Source organism: Kitasatospora dryopteridis (genome assembly GCF_050749075.1).
In the GTDB taxonomy this organism is placed as follows: Bacteria; Actinomycetota; Actinomycetes; order Streptomycetales; family Streptomycetaceae; genus Kitasatospora.
Genome location: NZ_CP192749.1, coordinates 2412299 through 2429178, shown reverse-complemented (window position 1 = coordinate 2429178; position 16880 = coordinate 2412299). Strand labels below are relative to the sequence as shown.

The 16880-nt window shown below is 74.6% G+C and carries 18 protein-coding genes, 1 other RNA gene and 1 pseudogene; 10 read left to right on the top strand and 10 right to left on the bottom strand.

Annotated elements, in window-relative coordinates; all coding sequences use genetic code 11:
* The first annotated feature begins 39 nt into the window (after nucleotides 1-39).
* The 3 genes from ACQ614_RS11035 to rnpB all read left to right on the top strand — a co-directional run bounded on the left by ACQ614_RS11035 (nucleotide 40) and on the right by rnpB (nucleotide 3434).
* Nucleotides 40-1488, top strand: a complete 1449-nt coding sequence (locus ACQ614_RS11035; protein ID WP_431678302.1) for an RNB domain-containing ribonuclease — start codon at nucleotides 40-42, stop codon at nucleotides 1486-1488.
* A 9-nt stretch (nucleotides 1489-1497) separates the two neighbouring features.
* Nucleotides 1498-3018 carry a DHA2 family efflux MFS transporter permease subunit gene (locus tag ACQ614_RS11030; RefSeq protein ID WP_431678301.1) on the top strand — a complete coding sequence of 507 codons (1521 nt, stop codon included), beginning with the start codon at nucleotides 1498-1500 and terminating at the stop codon, nucleotides 3016-3018.
* Between the two features lie 13 nt (nucleotides 3019-3031).
* Nucleotides 3032-3434: RNase P RNA component class A (gene rnpB / locus ACQ614_RS11025), an RNA gene on the top strand.
* 170 nt (nucleotides 3435-3604) lie between these two features.
* Here the strand turns inward: rnpB and ACQ614_RS11020 are convergent.
* Complete coding sequence (locus ACQ614_RS11020) at nucleotides 3605-4870, bottom strand: PucR family transcriptional regulator (RefSeq protein WP_431678299.1); 1266 nt, start codon at nucleotides 4868-4870, stop codon at nucleotides 3605-3607.
* A 151-nt stretch (nucleotides 4871-5021) separates the two neighbouring features.
* Here ACQ614_RS11020 and ACQ614_RS11015 point away from each other — a divergent pair, with 151 nt between their 5' ends.
* The gene (locus ACQ614_RS11015; protein ID WP_431683892.1) at nucleotides 5022-5942 is read left to right on the top strand and encodes an esterase/lipase family protein; all 921 of its coding nucleotides are present in this window, start codon (nucleotides 5022-5024) and stop codon (nucleotides 5940-5942) included.
* A 56-nt stretch (nucleotides 5943-5998) separates the two neighbouring features.
* Here the strand turns inward: ACQ614_RS11015 and ACQ614_RS11010 are convergent, their stop codons facing one another.
* The 4 genes from ACQ614_RS11010 to ACQ614_RS10995 form a co-directional block, all read right to left on the bottom strand.
* Nucleotides 5999-7012: a serine hydrolase domain-containing protein gene (locus ACQ614_RS11010; RefSeq protein WP_431683891.1), complete on the bottom strand. Its 1014-nt coding sequence runs from the start codon at nucleotides 7010-7012 to the stop codon at nucleotides 5999-6001.
* Between the two features lie 86 nt (nucleotides 7013-7098).
* On the bottom strand, nucleotides 7099-7497 hold the full coding sequence (locus ACQ614_RS11005; protein WP_363493542.1) for an ACT domain-containing protein: 399 nt from the start codon (nucleotides 7495-7497) through the stop codon (nucleotides 7099-7101).
* 168 nt (nucleotides 7498-7665) lie between these two features.
* Complete coding sequence (locus ACQ614_RS11000) at nucleotides 7666-8037, bottom strand: DUF1801 domain-containing protein (protein WP_431678297.1); 372 nt, start codon at nucleotides 8035-8037, stop codon at nucleotides 7666-7668.
* 43 nt (nucleotides 8038-8080) lie between these two features.
* Nucleotides 8081-8773 (bottom strand): DUF998 domain-containing protein, encoded by a 693-nt coding sequence (locus ACQ614_RS10995; RefSeq protein WP_431678295.1) that lies wholly within the window; start codon nucleotides 8771-8773, stop codon nucleotides 8081-8083.
* A gap of 175 nt (nucleotides 8774-8948) precedes the next feature.
* Between ACQ614_RS10995 and ACQ614_RS10990 the strand changes: the two genes are divergently transcribed.
* From ACQ614_RS10990 to ACQ614_RS10975, 4 genes and pseudogenes are all read left to right on the top strand, one after another.
* On the top strand, nucleotides 8949-9272 hold the full coding sequence (locus ACQ614_RS10990) for a YciI family protein (protein WP_431678294.1): 324 nt from the start codon (nucleotides 8949-8951) through the stop codon (nucleotides 9270-9272).
* 102 nt (nucleotides 9273-9374) lie between these two features.
* A pseudogene (locus tag ACQ614_RS10985) lies at nucleotides 9375-10547 on the top strand (RNA polymerase sigma factor); the annotation flags it as partial.
* On the top strand, nucleotides 10524-11288 hold the full coding sequence (locus tag ACQ614_RS10980) for a site-specific integrase (RefSeq protein ID WP_431683890.1): 765 nt from the start codon (nucleotides 10524-10526) through the stop codon (nucleotides 11286-11288). The pseudogene ACQ614_RS10985 and the gene ACQ614_RS10980, both read left to right, overlap by 24 nt.
* A 366-nt stretch (nucleotides 11289-11654) precedes the next feature.
* On the top strand, nucleotides 11655-12350 hold the full coding sequence (locus ACQ614_RS10975) for a PadR family transcriptional regulator (protein ID WP_431678292.1): 696 nt from the start codon (nucleotides 11655-11657) through the stop codon (nucleotides 12348-12350).
* A 27-nt stretch (nucleotides 12351-12377) separates the two neighbouring features.
* On the opposite strand, the gene ACQ614_RS10970 is transcribed toward ACQ614_RS10975, so the two are convergent.
* On the bottom strand, nucleotides 12378-12590 hold the full coding sequence (locus tag ACQ614_RS10970) for a hypothetical protein (RefSeq protein WP_363493537.1): 213 nt from the start codon (nucleotides 12588-12590) through the stop codon (nucleotides 12378-12380).
* A gap of 402 nt (nucleotides 12591-12992) precedes the next feature.
* On the opposite strand from ACQ614_RS10970, the gene ACQ614_RS10965 reads away from it, so the two are divergent.
* Nucleotides 12993-13691, top strand: coding sequence for a bifunctional DNA primase/polymerase (locus ACQ614_RS10965; RefSeq protein ID WP_363493535.1), 699 nt, complete (start codon nucleotides 12993-12995; stop codon nucleotides 13689-13691).
* A 49-nt stretch (nucleotides 13692-13740) separates the two neighbouring features.
* On the opposite strand, the gene ACQ614_RS10960 is transcribed toward ACQ614_RS10965, so the two are convergent.
* The 4 genes from ACQ614_RS10960 to map form a co-directional block, all read right to left on the bottom strand.
* Nucleotides 13741-14202, bottom strand: coding sequence for a hypothetical protein (locus ACQ614_RS10960; protein ID WP_431678291.1), 462 nt, complete (start codon nucleotides 14200-14202; stop codon nucleotides 13741-13743).
* Nucleotides 14203-14301: 99 nt separating this feature from the next.
* Entirely contained in the window at nucleotides 14302-14901 is a 600-nt protein-coding gene (locus ACQ614_RS10955; protein ID WP_431678290.1) for a hypothetical protein, read from the bottom strand.
* Complete coding sequence (locus ACQ614_RS10950; RefSeq protein WP_431678289.1) at nucleotides 14898-15533, bottom strand: thioredoxin family protein; 636 nt, start codon at nucleotides 15531-15533, stop codon at nucleotides 14898-14900. Before ACQ614_RS10950 ends, ACQ614_RS10955 begins: the two co-directional genes overlap by 4 nt.
* Nucleotides 15534-15674: 141 nt before the next feature.
* Nucleotides 15675-16520: a type I methionyl aminopeptidase gene (gene map, locus ACQ614_RS10945; protein ID WP_431678287.1), complete on the bottom strand. Its 846-nt coding sequence runs from the start codon at nucleotides 16518-16520 to the stop codon at nucleotides 15675-15677.
* A gap of 119 nt (nucleotides 16521-16639) precedes the next feature.
* Between map and ACQ614_RS10940 the strand changes: the two genes are divergently transcribed.
* The gene (locus ACQ614_RS10940; RefSeq protein ID WP_431678286.1) at nucleotides 16640-16873 is read left to right on the top strand and encodes a hypothetical protein; all 234 of its coding nucleotides are present in this window, start codon (nucleotides 16640-16642) and stop codon (nucleotides 16871-16873) included.
* Nucleotides 16874-16880: the final 7 nt, after the last annotated feature.

The following is a 16880-nucleotide window of genomic DNA, read 5'->3' as shown; positions in this document are numbered from 1 at the left end:
CGACGGGCCCGGGCCCGGTCCCGCCCTTACGCTGCGATCATGCCGCGCCGACAACTGAGTGTCCGCACCGCCGACACCGCCCGGATCAACACCGAGCTCGCCGATCTGCGCAGCCGGCTGGAGATCCGTACCGAATGGCCTGCCGAGGTGCTCGCCGAGGCCGACCGCGCGGCCGCCGTCCCCCGGCTGCCCGACACGGACGCCACCGACCTCGAACTGTTCACCCTGGACCCGCCGGACTCCCGCGACCTCGACCAGGCGATGCACCTGGCCCGCCGCGACGGCGGCTACCGCGTGTACTACGCCATCGCCGACGTCGCCGCGTTCGTCGCACCCGGTGGCGCGGTCGACGCCGAGGCCCACCGCCGGGTGCAGACCCTCTACTTCCCCGACACCCGGGTGCCGCTCCACCCGCCCCGGCTGTCCGAGGACGCCGCCAGCCTGCTCCCCGGCCGGCTGCGCCCCGCGGTGCTGTGGCAGATCGACCTCGACGCGGACGGCGCCGTGGTCCTCGCCGACGTCCGCCGCGCCCAGGTCCGCTCCCACCGCAGACTCGACTACGCAGGCGCGCAGCAGGCGGTCGACGCCGGCACCGCGGACGACCAGCTCCTGCTCCTCGCCGAGATCGGACGGCTGCGGGAGCAGCAGGAGGCCGCCCGCGGCGGGATCAGCCTCCCCGTCCCCGAGCAGGAGGTCGAACCGGCCGACGGCGGCTACCGCCTGGTCTACCGCTCGCCCCGACCGGCGGACGGCTGGAACGCCCAGATCTCCCTGCTCACCGGCATGGCCGCCGCCGACCTCATGCTGGACGCCGGGATCGGCCTGCTCCGCACCCTGCCCGCCGCCCCCGAGGCCGCCTACGCCAGGCTCCACCGGGTCGCCCGCGCGTTGGGCGTCGACTGGCCCGAGACCATGGCGTACCCCGACCTGATCCGCTCGCTCGACCCGGCCGACACCCGCAACGCCGCCTTCCTGGAGGAGTGCACCGGCCTGCTGCGCGGCGCCGGCTACCACGCCTTCGACGAGGCGCAGGGCACCGCACCGCCCGCCGACCCGGGCCACGCCGCGCTCGCCGCCCCGTACAGCCACTGCACCGCGCCGCTGCGCCGGCTCGCCGACCGGTACGCGCAGGAGATCTGCCTGGCGGTGGCCGGCGGCACCGAGGTGCCCGGCTGGGTGCGCGACGACCTGCTCGCGGTGCCCGGGGCGATGGAACGCGGCGACCGGCGGGCCCACGAGGTGGAGCGGGCCTGCGTGGATCTCCTCGAGGCCGAGCTGCTGAACGGCCGCGAGGGGGAGGACTTCGACGCCGTGGTGATCGAGGTGGACGAGCACCGCCCCGCCCGCGGCACCGTACAGCTGTCCGAGCCCGCCGTCGTGGCCAAGTGCGACGGCGACGGGGCCGGGCTGCCGCTCGGCGAACGCATCCGCGTCCGCCTGACCAGCGCCGACCCCGCCACCCGTACCGTCCGCTTCGCACCCGTGTGAGCCGCCCCGATGTCCCTGAGCCGACCCCTCCCGCCCTCGCCCGGTTTCGGCGACGCCGACGCCCGTGCCGGCGCCCCGGACGGCGGCCGCCGACGCCGCCTGCTCGTGCTGGCCGTCTGCTGCCTCAGCCTGTTCATCGTCAGCCTCGACACCACCGTGGTGAACGTCGCGCTGCCGGCGATCCAGCACGACCTGGCGGCGCCCGCCTCCGGCCTGCAGTGGGTGATCGACGCCTACACCCTGGTGCTGGCCGCACTGCTGATGCTCTCCGGCTCGGTCGCCGACCGGGTCGGGCGGCGGCGGATCTTCCTGATCGGCCTGCTCGTCTTCGTCCTCGGCTCGCTGCTGTGCAGCCTCGCCCCGAGCCTCGGCTGGCTGATCGCCTTCCGCAGCCTGCAGGCGGTCGGCGGCTCGATGCTCAACCCGGTCGCCATGTCGATCATCACCAACACCTTCACCGACCCGCGGGAGCGCGCCCAGGCGATCGGCGTCTGGGGCGGCGTGGTCGGCATCTCGATGGCGCTCGGCCCGCTGATCGGCGGCTTCCTGGTGGACAGCGCCGGCTGGCCGGCGATCTTCCTGGTCAACGTCCCGGTCGGCCTGGCCGCCTTCGTGCTGACCGTGCGGTACGTGCCGGAGTCCCGGTCGCCGAGGCCGCGCCGGCTCGACCCGGTCGGCCAGCTGCTGATGCTGCTGCTGCTCGGCTGCGGCACGGCCGCGATCATCGAGGGCCCCGGCCACGGCTGGACGTCCCCGCTGATCCTCGCCCTGGCCGGGGTGGCGCTCACCGCCCTCGTCCTGCTGCCGCTGTGGGAGTCGCGGGTGCGGGAGCCGCTGATCGACCCGCGGTTCTTCGCCAGCGTGCCGTTCAGCGGCGCCACCGTGACCGCCGTCTGCGCCTTCGCCTCGCTCGGCGGCTTCCTCTTCCTCAATGCGCTCTACCTGCAGGAGGTCCGCGGGTACGACCCCGTCCAGGCGGGGCTGTTCACCCTGCCGATGGCGGTCATGATGCTGGTCTTCGCACCGGTCTCGGGACGGATCGTCGGACGGCGCGGGCCCCGGCTGCCGCTGGTCTGCGCGGGTGTCGCGCTGGCCGCCAGCGGACTGCTGCTCACCCGCGTCGCCGCGGACTCCCCGCCGGCGCTCGTCCTCGGCGCCTACGCGCTGTTCGGGCTCGGCTTCGGACTGGTGAACGCGCCGATCACCAACTCGGCGGTCTCCGGCATGCCGCTCGCCCAGGCCGGGGTGGCGGCCGCGGTCGCCTCCACCAGCCGCTCGGTCGGTCAGTCCCTCGGCGTCGCGGTGATCGGCACGGTGGCCACCTCCGCCCTGGTCGGACCGGTCGCCACCGGCTTCGCCGAGGCCAGCCACGCCGGCTGGTGGATCGTCACCGGCCTCGGCCTCGCCGTCGTCGGCCTGGGCGTGGCCACCACCACCCCGCGGGCGGCGGCGAGCGCCGCCCGGGTCGCGGCCCGGCTCGACCCCGCCAGGGCCGGTGTGCCGGGGGCGGCCCCCGAGCGGCTACGATGACCATTACGGCGGACGAGCCGGCCGGGCGGTCGCGACGGGTCCCACACGGACCCGCCGAGGAACGTCCGGGCTCCACAGAGCAGGGTGGTGGGTAACGCCCACCCGGGGTGACCCGCGGGACAGTGCCACAGAAAGCAGACCGCCCACCGCTTCGGCGGCGGGTAAGGGTGAAACGGTGGTGTAAGAGACCACCAGCGACCGAGGTGACTCGGCCGGCTCGGTAAACCCCACCTGGAGCAAGGTCAAGATCGGTGCCCCTCGGGGCGCCGTGCGCGGATGTTCGAGGGCTGCTCGCCCGAGTCCGCGGGTGGACCGCACGAGGCTGTCGGCAACGGCAGCCCTAGATGGATGGCCGCCTCCCCGGGCCGCGCAAGCAACCCGGGAGACAGAACCCGGCGTACAGGCCGACTCGTCCGCCCCCGGCTACTCAGAAGGCCCCGGCCCGCGCCAGCGCAGCCCGGGGCCTTCTGCGTGCGACGGGGGCCGGTTCGCGGAGTGCCGGGGCGGACGACCCGTTGAAGCGGCCGACCCGGCTGTACGCCGTCCCGGCCGGGACCGGCAGGCGCCGGAGGTGCGGCCGGGCGCTTCAGGCGCGTTCGGCGTCGTGGGCGGCTACGGCGGCGGTGATGCGCAGGAGGTCGGCGGGGCGGGCCGGGTCGAGGCCGGTGAGGGCGGCGATGCGGCGCAGGCGGTAGTCGACGGTGTTGGGGTGGAGGTGGAGGGCGCCGGCGGTGTGCCGCCGGTTGAGGCCGCCCGCCAGGTGGGTGCGCAGGGTGGCCAGCAACTCGCCCGCTCCCTCCAGGGGCTGGATGAGGGCGGCGAGTCTCGGCCGGGCGTGGCCGGGTCTGCTGAGCTGGTACTCCAGCAGCAGGTCGTCCAGCCGGTACAGCCCCGGCGGACGGCCGAACGCCTGGGCCACTTCCAGCACTTCGCAGGCGAGTGCGGCGGCCGCGGCCACACCTGCAGGGTCGGCGGGCGCCGCCGCGGCCAGGACGGGCACGCCCGCCGCCCGTGCCGTCCGGGCGACGGTGTCCGCGAGGCGCTGCCACTCCGCGGCGGGGACGGCGGACGGCCGGCTCTCCAGCGGGACGAGCACCACGCCGCCGCTCGCGGAGAGCACCGAGAGGGCGGAGTGCCGTGTCCGGTGGTCGAGTTCGGCGCGCAGGCGGCGGAGTTTGCGGCGGCCGGCCACCGTCCGGTCGACGCCCGCGGTGTGTTCGTCGGGATGGTCGGCGACGGCCAGGACGAGGACGGCGTAGCCGGGAGGGAGCCGTACACCGGCGCGGGCGGCGGCCTCCTCGGCGGGTGCGCCGTCGAGCAGGGCGGTGAGCAGGGCGTGCCGGGCGGCGTGCCGTTCGTCGACTATGGTGCGGCGCTCCTCGAAGTAGCCGGCGCCGGCCGCGGCGGTGATCTGCCGGAGGTGGTCGAGCAGCAGCCGGTGGAGGGCGAGCAGGTCGGCGGTGTCGCCGTCCCCGGCGTGCCTGGTCATCCGCTGCCAGCAGACCTCCAGGCCGAGGTGGTGGGCGAGCAGGACGGCGTCCAGCGGCAGTCCTTCCTCGGCACGCCGGGCGGCGGCCTCGCGCACGGTGGCGAACTCCTCGTCGGGGGCGGTCTCCCCGGTGCGGACGGCGCGGGCGAGGGTGCGGATGCGGCGTTCGGTGGTGCGGCTGAGTTCGCCGTCGACCAGTTCGCGCGGCAGCCGCCGGTAGGTGGGCAGCCGGTCGAGCAGGACGGCGAGCACGTCCCGGACGAGTTCTGGGACGGCCGCGAGCAGCCGCTGGTCCGCGGGGACGCCGCCGATCACCGGGACGCGCCAGTCTCCTGCGGGCGGAGGGGAATTGTGACTGCTCACAGAAATCACCGTCCAGGTCTGGGGGACGCCCAAGCGCCGGTCGGGTGCGGCGACCCGATGATGGAGGCACTCCGGGTTACCTGTTGGTAACAAACTTCTGGTGTGGAGGCAACAGTTGAGAACCCCACTTCTCTGCTTCTCCGCAAGACCGCTGCACCGCAAGCCCGTTCGCAGCAGGCTCGTGGCCGCCCTCGGCTCCGCCCTGCTGGCCGCCGCACTGCTGGGCGGCGGTGCGTCCACCGCCGTCGCCGCCGAGACCGCGACCGCCGCCTCGACCCCGCCCGACGGCGACACCGTGGCCTCCCCGCCCGGCGCCAACGACTGGAACTGCCGGCCGAGCGCCGCGCACCCCAACCCGGTCGTCCTGGTGCACGGCACCTTCGCCAACCGCTACGAGAACTGGCTGGTGCTCTCCCCGCTGCTGAAGAGCAAGGGCTACTGCGTCTTCGCCCTCGACTACGGCATGGTGCCCGGCATCACCTCCTCCGGCAGCGGGCTGCTGCTGCCGATCGGCGGGCTCGGCCCGGCCGCCGAGTCCGCGGCCCAACTCGGCCGGTTCGTCGACCTGGTGAGGTCGTACACCGGCGCGTCCAAGGTCGACATCGTCGGGCACTCGCAGGGCGGGATGATCCCGAACTACTACCTGAAGTTCCTCGACGGCGCGAGCAAGGTGGACAAGCTGGTCGCGCTGGCGCCGTCCAACCACGGCACCACGCTGTCCGGGATCGCCAACCTGGCCCCGTACCTGCCCCGGGTCGCGGAACTGATCTACACTGCCTGCCCGGCCTGCAAGGACCAGGTGGTCGGCTCGGCCTTCAACCAGAAGCTGTCCTCGCTGCCGGACACCGTGCCGGGCGTCCGGTACACCGTGATCTCCACCGTCTTCGACGAGGTGGTCACCCCGTACCGGACGCAGTTCCTGGCCGGACCGAACGTGGACAACATCACCGTCCAGGACAGCTGCCCGATCGACCTCTCGGAGCACGTCCTGGTGGCCTTCGACCCGACCTCGCTGCACCACGTCACCAATGCGCTCGACCCCGCCCACGCCACGGCGGTCTGGTGCGGCTGAGCCCGCCCCGACGCGGTGTCCGCACCGGCCCTGCGCCGGTGCGGACACCCGTGCGTTCAGGGCGCGGTGAGTGCGGCGAGGACGCGGTCGCGCAGCGGGGTCAGCCGGCTGCCGCTGAAGCCGTGGTAGACCGCGTTGGTCAGCAGCACCGCGTAGCGGCCGGTGCCGGGGGAGAAGAACAGGCTGGTGCCGGTGTAGCCGTGGTGGTAGGCCGCTCCCGCCTCGGTGAGGAGCCAGCCGAGGCCGCGGGTGCGGCCCGGTTCGACGGCGATCTGCGGCGCCAGGGAGGCGGCCGGCCAGGGATCGTCGGTGGTCAGCAGGTGTTCGGCGAAGAGGGCGAGGTCGGCGGCGGTGGAGAACGCGCCCGCGTGGCCGGCGACGCCGTTCAGCAGGGCGGCGTTGGGGTCGTGCGGGATGCCCCAGGTGCGGGGTGCGCCGCGCAGCCGCTGCTCGGTCGGGGCGACCTGCGGCGACCGCCGGATCGGCCCGAACTCGGTCTCCCGCATGCCGAGTTCGCCCCACAGCCGGTCGGCGAGGGCGTCCAGCGGCCGGTCGTGGGCGGCGGCGAGCAGCAGTCCGAGCAGTACGTACCCGCGGTTGATGTAGCGGTGTTCGGTGCCGGGGGTGGCCACGAGCTGTTCGGCGCAGAGGAGTTCGGCGAGCGGACGGTCGATGTGGAGGTAGCGGTCCAGCCGGGTCTCGGGTTGCAGGCCGGCACTGTGCGAGAGCAGTTGGCGCACGGTCAGCAGACCGCCCGGGGCCGGGAGGTCCGGGAAGCGGCTGCGGAGCGGGGTGTCCAGATCGAGCAGGTCGGCGGCGAGGGCCCGGCCGGTCAGCGCCCAGGTGGCGATGATCTTGGTGAGGGAGGCGATGTCGTAGCGGGTGTGCTCGTCGGGGGCGGCCGGCCCGCATTCGGGGCCGACGGTGCCGCGGGAGACGACGGTGCGGCCCGAGCCGGGGCCGCTGTCGGCGGTGCCCAGCACGAGCACCCCGCCGGGGACGCCGCGCTCCCGGACGGCGTGGTCGAGGGAGTCGGCGAGTGCGGCGGCGGCCGCGGGCGTCCAGGGCATGGTGGTCACGTGCGTCCTCCGTTGCCGGTGGAGGCGAATCCGGTCGTACGAGTGGTACCCGGGGCGGGGCCGCCGCTCCCGCTCTCTCAGCCCTGGCGGACCGACAGTTCCTCCAGGACGCGCACCGCCCGCTCGCCGTCGGCCGCGGGGACGAACAGGTGGTCGTGGTGGAATCCGGCGGCGACGTTGCAGCTGATGCCGTGCGCGGCGAGCTCGGAGGAGACCGCCGCGGTGAGGCCGACCGCCTCCAGTGCGGAGTGGATGCGCAGGGTGATCCAGGCGGCGACGAAGTCGTAGCGCAGGCCGAGCGAGTCGGCGTCGTCCTGCGGCACCACGACGGTGATGCCCTCGTCCTCGGTGACGGTCACCACCGGCCGCAGGCCGGGCGGCACCTTCGTCGGCAGCGTGCAGTACACGTACCGCCCGGGGTTGAGCACGGGGTGCATCCCGATGAGCAGGGTGACGAGGTCTCGTTCCGCGGCCATGCGGCCACCGTAGTGTGTGGTGCTCCGTCCGGTGTGTCCCGCAACGCCCGGTGTGTCGCGTCGGCCGGCTGCGGGGTGAGGGGTCGTCACACCGTTACGGGCGGGCCGTGGACGTGCGCGGGCCCCGCCGGGTGGGCGGGGCCGGTGGCAGGTGCTCGGGTGTGGCGTTCAGGCGGTGGCCGCCTGCTCCAGGCCGCGCGCCGCGGCGAGCCAGTCGGCGAAGAGCGCGGGGTCGATGTCGGCGGCCGTCCGGAGCTTGACGGAGGCCATGGTGCGGGCGCCGGGGGCGAGCCGCCCGGACGGGTCGGGGATCTCCTGGCCGCGCCAGAATCCGAAGGCGACGTGTCCGGCGTAGGCCTTGAGGTAGCAGACCGGGTTCTTGCCGGGGGCGGCGCCGAGGCTCCACGCCGGGTGGCCGTGCCAGACGGCGCCGGCGCCGGGCAGGGCCGCCTCGACGAGCGGCAGGAGCGCGTCGGTGATCTCGCGCTGGGCGGCGGGGAGGGTGGAGAGATAGTCCTGCACGGTGGCCTTGGCGGGCATGTCGTTCGTCCTTTGCTGCCGGAAGTCGCGGGGAGGGAGAAGGTCAGCGAGTGCGGAGCAGGCGGGCGGCGACGGCGGACACCCACAGCATCGCGGTGACGGCGCCGACCGCGAGGGTGAGCGTGCCTGCCGGGCCGCCGCCCATGGCCCAGCCGTTGCCGAGCAGCAGGGCGGTGCCGGCCGCGCGGGAGGCGACGGCGGAGCCGCGGCGTCCGGTACGGGAGAAGTGGCGGCCGAGCACGTAGCAGGCGGCGATCAGTGCGGTGAAGGAGAGCGTGCCGGCGGCCATGTGGCCGTAGGCGTGCCAGCTGAGGCTCGCCGGCATGCCGTCCGGGGTGCCGACGGGGAAGCCGTCGGCCGGGTCCATGACGAGCACCCCGGCGGCGATCATGCCGATGCCGTAGGCGAGGACCAGCCGCGGTGCCCAGCGGCCGCCGGGGGCGCCGCGCAGGGAGCGGCGCAGTCCGATCGCGCCGGCCGCGGCGAGGATGCCGGCGACCAGGAAGTCGGTGATCTGCAGCCAGCCGAGGCCGCCGTCGGCGAGGGCGCTCAGCGGGTGGCGGGTGATGTCGAAGCCGTCCCGGGTGGCGGCCTGGGCCAGCGACACCGCGGCCCACAGGGGTGCGGCGAGGGCACCGCAGGCCAGCAGGGCGCGGGTGGAGGCGTCGGCGGGTGCCGCGGCGGCGCGGCCGGCGGGGGTGGTGAGGGCGGCGTGGGCGGTGGGGGCGGTGGTCATGGCGGGCTCCTCCGGTGCGGCAGGTCGGTGTTCCTGCCCCGCGTCGACCGGGCGATGTGACAGGGAACACTGCCATTCCCTGTCACATGAGCTCGTTCGACGTGGTGTCGGAACAGCCCAGGGGCCCGAGCGGCCCAGGGGCACCGCGAAACACCCGAGTGAAGGAGAGATCCCCGTGCGCTACCTGATGACCACCAAGCCGACCGACGCCGCCCCCGACGAGAAGCTCTTCGCCGAGATGGGCAGGTTCATCGAGGAGCTGACCGCGGCCGGCGTGCTGCTGGCGACCGGCGGCCTCGAACCGGGCGGCATCCGGATCACCTCCTCCGGCGACGAGATCACCGTCACCGACGGCCCGTTCGCCGAGGCGAAGGAGGCCGTGGCCGGCTTCGCCCTCGTCGAGGTCCGCTCCAAGGAGGAGGCGATCGAACTGGCCCGCCGCTTCCGCCGGATCGTCGGCGACGGCGAGAGCATCATGCAGCAGGTCTTCGGCCCCTGACCGGGGCGGCCGGCACCCGCCCCGGTTTGCGGTCCGGCCGGGGCGGGTGCTGTCATCGTGGCCGTGCTGGATGTCCACCGCACGATCGACGCGGTCTGGAAGATGGAGTCCGCGCGGATCGTCGCCGCGCTGACCCGGATCGTGCACGACGTCGGCCGGGCCGAGGAACTCGCCCAGGACGCGCTCGTCGCCGCCCTGGAGCAGTGGCCCGAGACCGGCGTACCCGACAACCCCGGCGCCTGGCTGACCGCCATCGCCAAGCGCCGCGCCGTCGACCTCATCCGCCGCTCGCAGCGGCTGGAGCGCCGTCACGAGCAACTGGCCCACGAACTGCGGCAGCCGCAGGACGCCGAACAGGACGACGTCCTGCGGCTGATGTTCGTCTCCTGCCACCCCGTGCTGCCGACCGAGGCGCGCATCGCGCTGACGCTCCGTCTGCTCGGCGGCCTGACGGCGCAGGAGATCGCACGCGCCTTCCTCGTCCCCGAGCAGACCGTCGCGCAGCGCATCGCCGCCGCGAAGCGCACCCTTGCCGCCGAGCAGGTGCCCTTCGAACTGCCCGAGGAGTCCGAACTCGCCGACCGCCTCTCCTCGGTGCTGGAGGTCGTCTACCTGATCTTCAACGAGGGGTACTCGGCGACCTCCGGCGACGACCTGATGCGCCCCGGCCTGTGCCTGGAGGCGCTCCGCCTCGGACGGCTGCTCGCCACGGCCGCACCGCAGGAGGCCGAAGTGCACGGCCTGGTCGCCCTGATGGAGATCCAGGCCTCCCGCTCGGCCGCCCGCACCGGCCCCTCCGGCGAGCCCGTCCAACTGCACGAGCAGAACCGCGGCCGCTGGGACCAGCTGCTGATCCGCCGCGGCTTCACCGCGATGCTGCGCGCCCGCGAGTGCGGCGGCCCGCCCGGCCCGTACGTGCTGCAGGCCGCGATCGCCGTCTGCCACGCGCAGGCGCCGACCGCCGAGGCCACCGACTGGGCGCAGATCGCGGCCCTGTACGGGGCGCTCGTCCGGCTGCTGCCGACACCCGTCGTCCGGCTCAACCGGGCGGTCGCGGTGGGCCGGGCGGACGGGCCGCAGGCCGGGCTCGCCCTCGCCGACGAGCTGACCGCCGACCCGGCGCTGCGCGACTACCACCTGCTGCCGAGCGTCCGGGGCGACCTGCTCGAACGCCTCGGCCGGTACGAGGAGGCCCGGCTGGAGTTCCGCCGCGCCGCCGCCCTCACCCGCAACGCCGCCGAGCGGGCCTTCCTGGAACGCCGCGCCGACGCACTGCCCGCCGCCGGCCCGCCGGACACCGTCCTCGGCACCACCGCGCAGGCGTTCCTCGAACGGGACGACCTGGACGCCGGCACCCTCCGCTCGTACGGGCAGACCCTGCGGCGCCTGCGGCTCGCGCTCGGCGACGAGGCCCCGCTCGGCTCGGTCACCGCCGAGCGGGTCGCCCAGGTCTTCGCGACCGCCTGGGGCGGTGCCGCACCCCGCACCTGGAACCGGCACCGCGCCGCCGTCCGCTCCTTCGCCGCCTGGGCCGCACTGGACGACCTCGCGGCCGGGCTCGACCGGCGCCCCGAGCCCCCGGCCACGACCGGGCAGATCCCGCCCGAACTGCTCGAACGGCTCTGGGCGCTGCCCGGCCTGCCCCTGCGCGAGCACACGCTGTGGCGGCTGCTGCACGAATCCGCCGCCCCGGTGCAGGCCGTGCTCTCCCTGAACGTCGAGGACCTCGACCTGGACGACCGCCGGGCCCGGACCGGCGACACCTGGGTGGGCTGGCGTTCCGGCACCGCCCGCCTGCTGCCCGACCTGCTGGCCGGCCGCACCCGCGGCCCGCTCTTCCTCGGCGAACGCCGCCCCGGCCCCGCCCGCACTCCGGGGCCCGCCGACCTCTGCCCCGACACCGGCCGCCGCCGGCTCTCCTACGAGCGCGCCGAACACCTCTTCAAGCAGCTCACCCGCCCCCTCGACCCGACCGGCCAGGGCTGGACCCTGCGGATGCTGAAGCCCGGGAGCTGAGGCTCGGGGCGCTGTTCTGTCGCCCGCTCGCCGCTGTTCTGTCGCCCGCTCGCCTCCGGGCCCTCTGACCCGGTGCCGACACTCGTTGCTCCGTCGCTCGCCCTCCTTGCCCGCCGACGGGCAGGAGGGGCCCACCCTTTCGGCACCGGCGGGCCCTTCGGCTCGGGGCGGGTGTCGCTCACGTGTGTCGGACGCCGCATCAGAAGTGCTGTCGTGAGCCGTGATCACGCCCGTTCTTCGGCACGGTTCTCCGGCTGCGCCGGCAGCCCGTTGTCGGAATCCGTTGACGGGCGACAGTCACCGATATATCGTCGAGTTATCGAGATGCTTCGGGGGAAGCGTCACGGACGAAAGGTGGTGCGCGTCATGCGCGAAGGAAGGCGGAATCGAGGAGAGTGGCGCCGCGGGCCGGTGCCCGGCGAGGGGATGCCGGGGGAGGGCTTCGAGCGGCGGTTCGCGTTCGGGCCGTTCGGCCCGCCCGGTGTGCCGCCGGGCGGCCCGGGGATGCCGGGGCCCGGCCCGTTCGGGCACGGCTTCGGTCCGGGGCACTTCCCCGGGCACGGCCGCGGTCCGCGGGGCGGCGGATGGGGCCGCGGTGGCGGAGGCCGCCGGGGCGGCAGGGCGCGGCGCGGCGACGTCCGCGCGTCGCTGCTCGCGCTGCTCAAGGAGCGGCCGATGCACGGCTACGAGATGATCACCGAGATCGGCGAGCGCACCGGCGGTGCGTGGCGGCCGAGCCCGGGCTCGGTCTACCCGACCCTCCAGCTGCTGGAGGAGGAGGGTCTGATCGCGGCTCAGGAGAGCTCGGGGAAGAAGCTGTTCGAGCTCACCGACGCCGGCCGTGCCGAGGCCGACGCGGGCGCGGAGTCCCCGTGGGAGGAGGCCGGCCGCGGCGTCGACTGGGAGGCGATCCAGGAGGTGGGTGCGGCGGTCGGCGCGGTCGACCACGCGATCCGCCAGGTGATGCTCACCGGCACCGAGGAGCAGCGGGCCAAGGGCCTCGCCGTGCTCAACGAGGCGAAGCGCAAGCTGTACCTGATCCTCGCCGACGAGCAGGTCTGACAACCGGCACCGGGCTCGGCGTTGGCGCTACGCCTCGGCGTCGTACTCGTAGCGCCAGCGCCAGCCCTTGGTGCCGTGGATCTTCGCCCGGCGGTAGACGAGAGTCACGGCGGGCAGGTCGTCCTGTGCGGGGACGGGCACGCGGTAGACCTTGGGGATCGTCCAGAAGCTGCTCAGCATGACCGGCAGGACCCTGCCGTCCAGGGGCCCGCCGACGAATTCGGTCTCCGCGCTCTTCACGCACTCCAGGGTACGCGGGGGCCCGTGCCCCGGGCGCGGGCGTGCAGGTCCCGAAGAGGCGCTGTGGAGCCGATGTGACCGGCGCAGCACCGCCCCCGGTCAATTGGGGGCCCTGCGCACCCTTATCCTGCTCTGTACGCCTCCGGGTTCACCCCGGGTCCGCGGGCCCGCACGGGCCGGTCGGGGCGCGCAGCGCCGCGCCCTGCCGCCGAGTTGTACCTCTCGAACTCCGTATCGTGCCCCGGGCGTCGGCCGTCCCGGTGATCCCGGCCACGGCCACGGCAGATGCAACGGACAGCGTCCCGGGAAGCGGTGGGCGCCGGCCGGTGTTTGCGTCCGATGGTGCGTCGTTCGCCGTGCTGCACCAGGCACGGCAGGTCACGGCAGAGCGGAAGGGGCCCGATGGAAGCCAGCAGCAGGTGGACGGCCTGGTGGCGGCGTGAGCGGCGGCAGGTCCGTCCGGTCACCGGCGGGGAGGCGGCCGTGCGGCTGGACCTGCTGCTGGGGGCGGTGCTCGCCGGGTTCCCGGTGGCGCCCGCGGCACACCCGGCCGGGCACCGGTGTTCCTGCGACCGGGTCGGCTGTCCGGCACCGGCCCAGCACCCCGTGTCCTTCGCCTGGCAGACCCAGGCGACCACCGATCCCGAGCAGCTGGCCCGCTGGCTGTCCCGCGACCCGCAGGCGAACTTCGTCACCGCCACCGGCCGCGTCCACGACGTGCTGGACGTCCCCGCCGAGGCGGGGAAGCTCGCCCTGGAGCGCCTGGACGAACTCGGCGTGGGCGGCCCGGTCGCCGCGGTCGGCGACGAGCGGTACCTCTTCTTCACCGCCACCCGCGGCACCCCGGCCGACGAGGACGAGTGGTGGACGAGCGAACTGGACTCCACCCCGGACACCATGTCCGAGCACCCCGGCCTGCGCTGGCACTGCCGCGGCTCGTACACCCTGCTGCCGCCGGCCGCCCTGCTGGACGGCTCCGAGGTGCGCTGGCTGCGCGGCCCCGGCCAGCCGCTTCCCGACCCGCTGCGCGTGCTGGACGTCCTCACCGACGCCTGCACCGAGGTCGGCGCGGTCGCCCAGGAGCAGTGGCTGATCGGCTGAGCGTTCGCCGCCCGGGCAATCGGCACCGCCGCCGGCCGGTGACGGGGAGCTAACGGTGTTCCTCCGGCGGGCCGCTCTGGGCCACTGCCTCGTCGGCCTCCAGGCGGGCCGCCAGCGCGCGGAGTGCGGCGTACTCCGCCTCGTCGACGGCCTCCAGGGCGAAGTCGACCGCCTCCAGGGCGTACCGCTCGGCGTACTCGGCCGCCCGTTCGGTGGCGCCGGCGTCGTGCCGGGCCTCGCGTTCCTTCAGCGCCCCGATGCGCCGGTGCCAGCTCTCGCGGATGTGGTGCCAGGCCGACCCGGCGTGCTCCTCGTGGCCGTGCTCGGCCTTCCGGGCCGGGCCGCCGCGCCCCAGCGCGCCCGCCTCCGCCCGCTCCAGGGCCTGCTGCACCTGGGTGCGGGACTGCCGCTGCACGGATTCCACGTGCTGCGCCGCGTCCGCGGCCCGCTGCGAGACCCGCGCGAGCCCCTGCGCCTCGTCCATGGAGAACACCTCGCCGTCGGCCGACACTCCACCTCCAGACTGCGACCGCACCGCTGCGGACGCCTGCGGGTGCGGCCGTCCGGTGCCCGACGCAGCGAGCGCCGCGGGCACCGGACGGCGGGGCGCTCAGTGCGCCGCGGTGGACTCCGCGGCGGCGGGGAACCCCACGGTGCTGCCGTCGAGGGTCAGTTCGACGGGGTGGCCGTCCACCGGGAGCATGCAGCCCTGGGTCTCGCTGCAGGCGGCGTAGCCGACCAGGACGGTCGCCGCCCCGGACGCCGTCCTGTGCACGGGCAGCGTCACGGTGACGGGGCCGTCCGGGTAGACCGGCACCGCCGGGAGGTCGCCCGGGAGCTGCAGCGGGTGCGGCGCGGAGTCGGCGGCGGGGCGGCCGGTCTGCTCCAGGCCGCCGCGCAGCCGCAGCGAGGTCGGCCGTCCGACGCCGTCGATCCCGTCGGGCGGCAGGTCGAGGCTGTAGAGGTGGTATCCGGCCCGCTCGGGGGTGAACACGGCGGTCAGGGTGCCGGCCGAGCCGTCCCACTTTCCGAGGGAGAGGTCGACCGTCACCCCGTTCTCGGTGAACCGCGCCGAGGACGGGGCGGCGGCGGGCCGGTCGTCGGCGCTGCACGCGGCGGCCGGGCAGAGCGCGAGTACGGCGGCGAGCGCGGCGGCGCACCGGCGCGCGCGGTGGTGCGTGCCCTGCTGGGCGGGCCGACGCGCCGTCACTTCGCCCACTGGCGGAGGAAGCTGTCGAAGCCGGTCTCGGTCAGCTTCGGCAGGCCGGTCCGGTTGGTGTTGGTGACGACCTTCCCCTGGGCGTCGACGATGATCAGCACGGGCGTGCTGAAGCCGTGCGAGCTGTCGTAGCGGCTGAGGATCGCCATGTTGGTCCGGCTGTTCGCCAGGTCGATCTTCACCACGTGGTAGGAGGCGTCCAGGGTGGTGCGTATCCGGCTCTTGGCGAAGAGGCCGTCGACGGCCCGGCAGACGCCGCACTCGTTCGTCCCGAAGTCGAGCAGGACCCGCCGCCCGTCGCTCTTCGCCAGGGCGAGGGCCGCGTCGATGTCGCGCTGCGAGTTCGCCTTCGGGTTGTAGCCGGCCAGGGAGACGGTGGAGCGCCTGGTGGCGCTCGGCGTGGGGGAGGCCGTGCGGACGGGTGCGCTCGTCGAGGGGCTCGCCGTACCGGGCTCGGCGGAGGCCGGGCTCGGCGGGGGCACGGGCAGGGCGGTGTCGGCGGCCGTGCTCGGCGGTGCGGCGGCCGTGCTGCTCCCGGAGTCCGTCGGTCCGCAGGCGGCGAGCGCGGCGGCGGCCGTCAGGGCGGCGAGGACGGTTCCGAGGGGTCTGCGGGCGAGGCTCATGGGGCGTTGCTCCCGGGCGGTGCGAGGGTGGGTGGTGCTCCGTGCCCTAGGAGAGTCCTCGCGCAGGTGCCGGATAACGGAAAATCCGCGACCCGGCACCTGCACCGCCCTCCGGCCCCTCGGCCGGCCCCGGTCGCGGGTCTACGGCAGGGTGAGGATCTCCGCGCCGTCCGCGGTGACCACCAGGGTGTGCTCGAACTGGGCGGTCCGCCTGCGGTCCTTGGTGACGACCGTCCAGCCGTCCTCCCAGATGTCGTAGTCGTGGGTGCCCAGGGTCAGCATCGGCTCGATGGTGAACGTCATGCCGGGCTTGATCACTTCGGTGGCCCGCTCGCTGTCGTAGTGCGGGATGATCAGCCCGGAGTGGAACGAGGTGTTGATGCCGTGGCCGGTGAAGTCCCGGACGACGCCGTAGCCGAACCGCTTGGCGTAGGACTCGATGACCCGGCCGATCACATTGACCTGCCGGCCCGGCTTGACCGCCTTGATCGCCCGGTTGAGCGCCTCGCGCGTCCGCTCGACCAGCAGCTTGGACTCCTCGTCCACGTTGCCGCACAGGTAGGTGGCGTTGAGGTCGCCGTGCACGCCGTGGATGTAGGCGGTGGCGTCGATGTTGACGATGTCGCCGTCCTGAAGGACCGTCGAGTCCGGGATGCCGTGGCAGATCACCTCGTTGACCGAGGTGCAGATCGACTTGGGGAAGCCCCGGTAGCCGAGGTCCGAGGGGTACGCGCCGTGGTCGCACATGTAGGCGTGCGCGACCGCGTCGAGCTCGTCGGTGGTGATGCCGGGGGCGATCAGCTTGGCCGCCTCCTCCATGGCCTGCGCGGCGATCCGGCCGGCGATCCGCATCTTCTCGACCGTCTCGGCGGACTGCACCTCCGGGCCGGTGTACGGCGCGGGCGCGGGCCGCCCCACGTACTCCGGGCGCGCGATGTGGGCGGGGACCTTGCGGGTGGGGGACACGGTGCCGGGTGCGAGAGCCATGCCCGCGAGTCTAGGGCGTGTCCGGCCGGGACGGGCCGCGCGGCGGACCCGCCGTGTGTACGGCAGCGGCGCCGGGAAAGGATCACCCCAGGACGACGTCACCGACAGGAGCAGCCCTCATGGCACTGGGATTCGGCCGCAAGCCCACGGGAAAGCCGGGCGAGTGGTTCTACTGCATCAAGCACGGCAAGGTCGAGGAGGGCCCGGAGTGCCCGGCCAAGGACCGGCTCGGCCCCTACGCGACCCGCGGCGAGGCGGCCGCCGCGCTGGAGATCGCCGCCGAGCGCAACCGCGAGTGGCAGAACGACCCGCGCTGGCGCGACGACCGGCCGGCCGGCGAGGACGAGGACTGACCGTCCG

Coding starts and splice junctions, on each gene's coding strand:
- ACQ614_RS11035 (WP_431678302.1), top strand. CDS start 40: ATGCCGCGCCGACAACTGAGTGTCCGCACCGCCGACACCGCCCGGATC.
- ACQ614_RS11030 (WP_431678301.1), top strand. CDS start 1,498: ATGTCCCTGAGCCGACCCCTCCCGCCCTCGCCCGGTTTCGGCGACGCC.
- ACQ614_RS11010 (WP_431683891.1), bottom strand. CDS start 7,012: ATGCCCTGGACGCCCGCGGCCGCCGCCGCACTCGCCGACTCCCTCGAC.
- ACQ614_RS11005 (WP_363493542.1), bottom strand. CDS start 7,497: ATGGCCGCGGAACGAGACCTCGTCACCCTGCTCATCGGGATGCACCCC.
- ACQ614_RS11000 (WP_431678297.1), bottom strand. CDS start 8,037: ATGCCCGCCAAGGCCACCGTGCAGGACTATCTCTCCACCCTCCCCGCC.
- ACQ614_RS10995 (WP_431678295.1), bottom strand. CDS start 8,773: ATGACCACCGCCCCCACCGCCCACGCCGCCCTCACCACCCCCGCCGGC.
- ACQ614_RS10975 (WP_431678292.1), top strand. CDS start 11,655: ATGCGCGAAGGAAGGCGGAATCGAGGAGAGTGGCGCCGCGGGCCGGTG.
- ACQ614_RS10965 (WP_363493535.1), top strand. CDS start 12,993: ATGGAAGCCAGCAGCAGGTGGACGGCCTGGTGGCGGCGTGAGCGGCGG.
- ACQ614_RS10950 (WP_431678289.1), bottom strand. CDS start 15,533: ATGAGCCTCGCCCGCAGACCCCTCGGAACCGTCCTCGCCGCCCTGACG.
- map (WP_431678287.1), bottom strand. CDS start 16,520: ATGGCTCTCGCACCCGGCACCGTGTCCCCCACCCGCAAGGTCCCCGCC.
- ACQ614_RS10940 (WP_431678286.1), top strand. CDS start 16,640: ATGGCACTGGGATTCGGCCGCAAGCCCACGGGAAAGCCGGGCGAGTGG.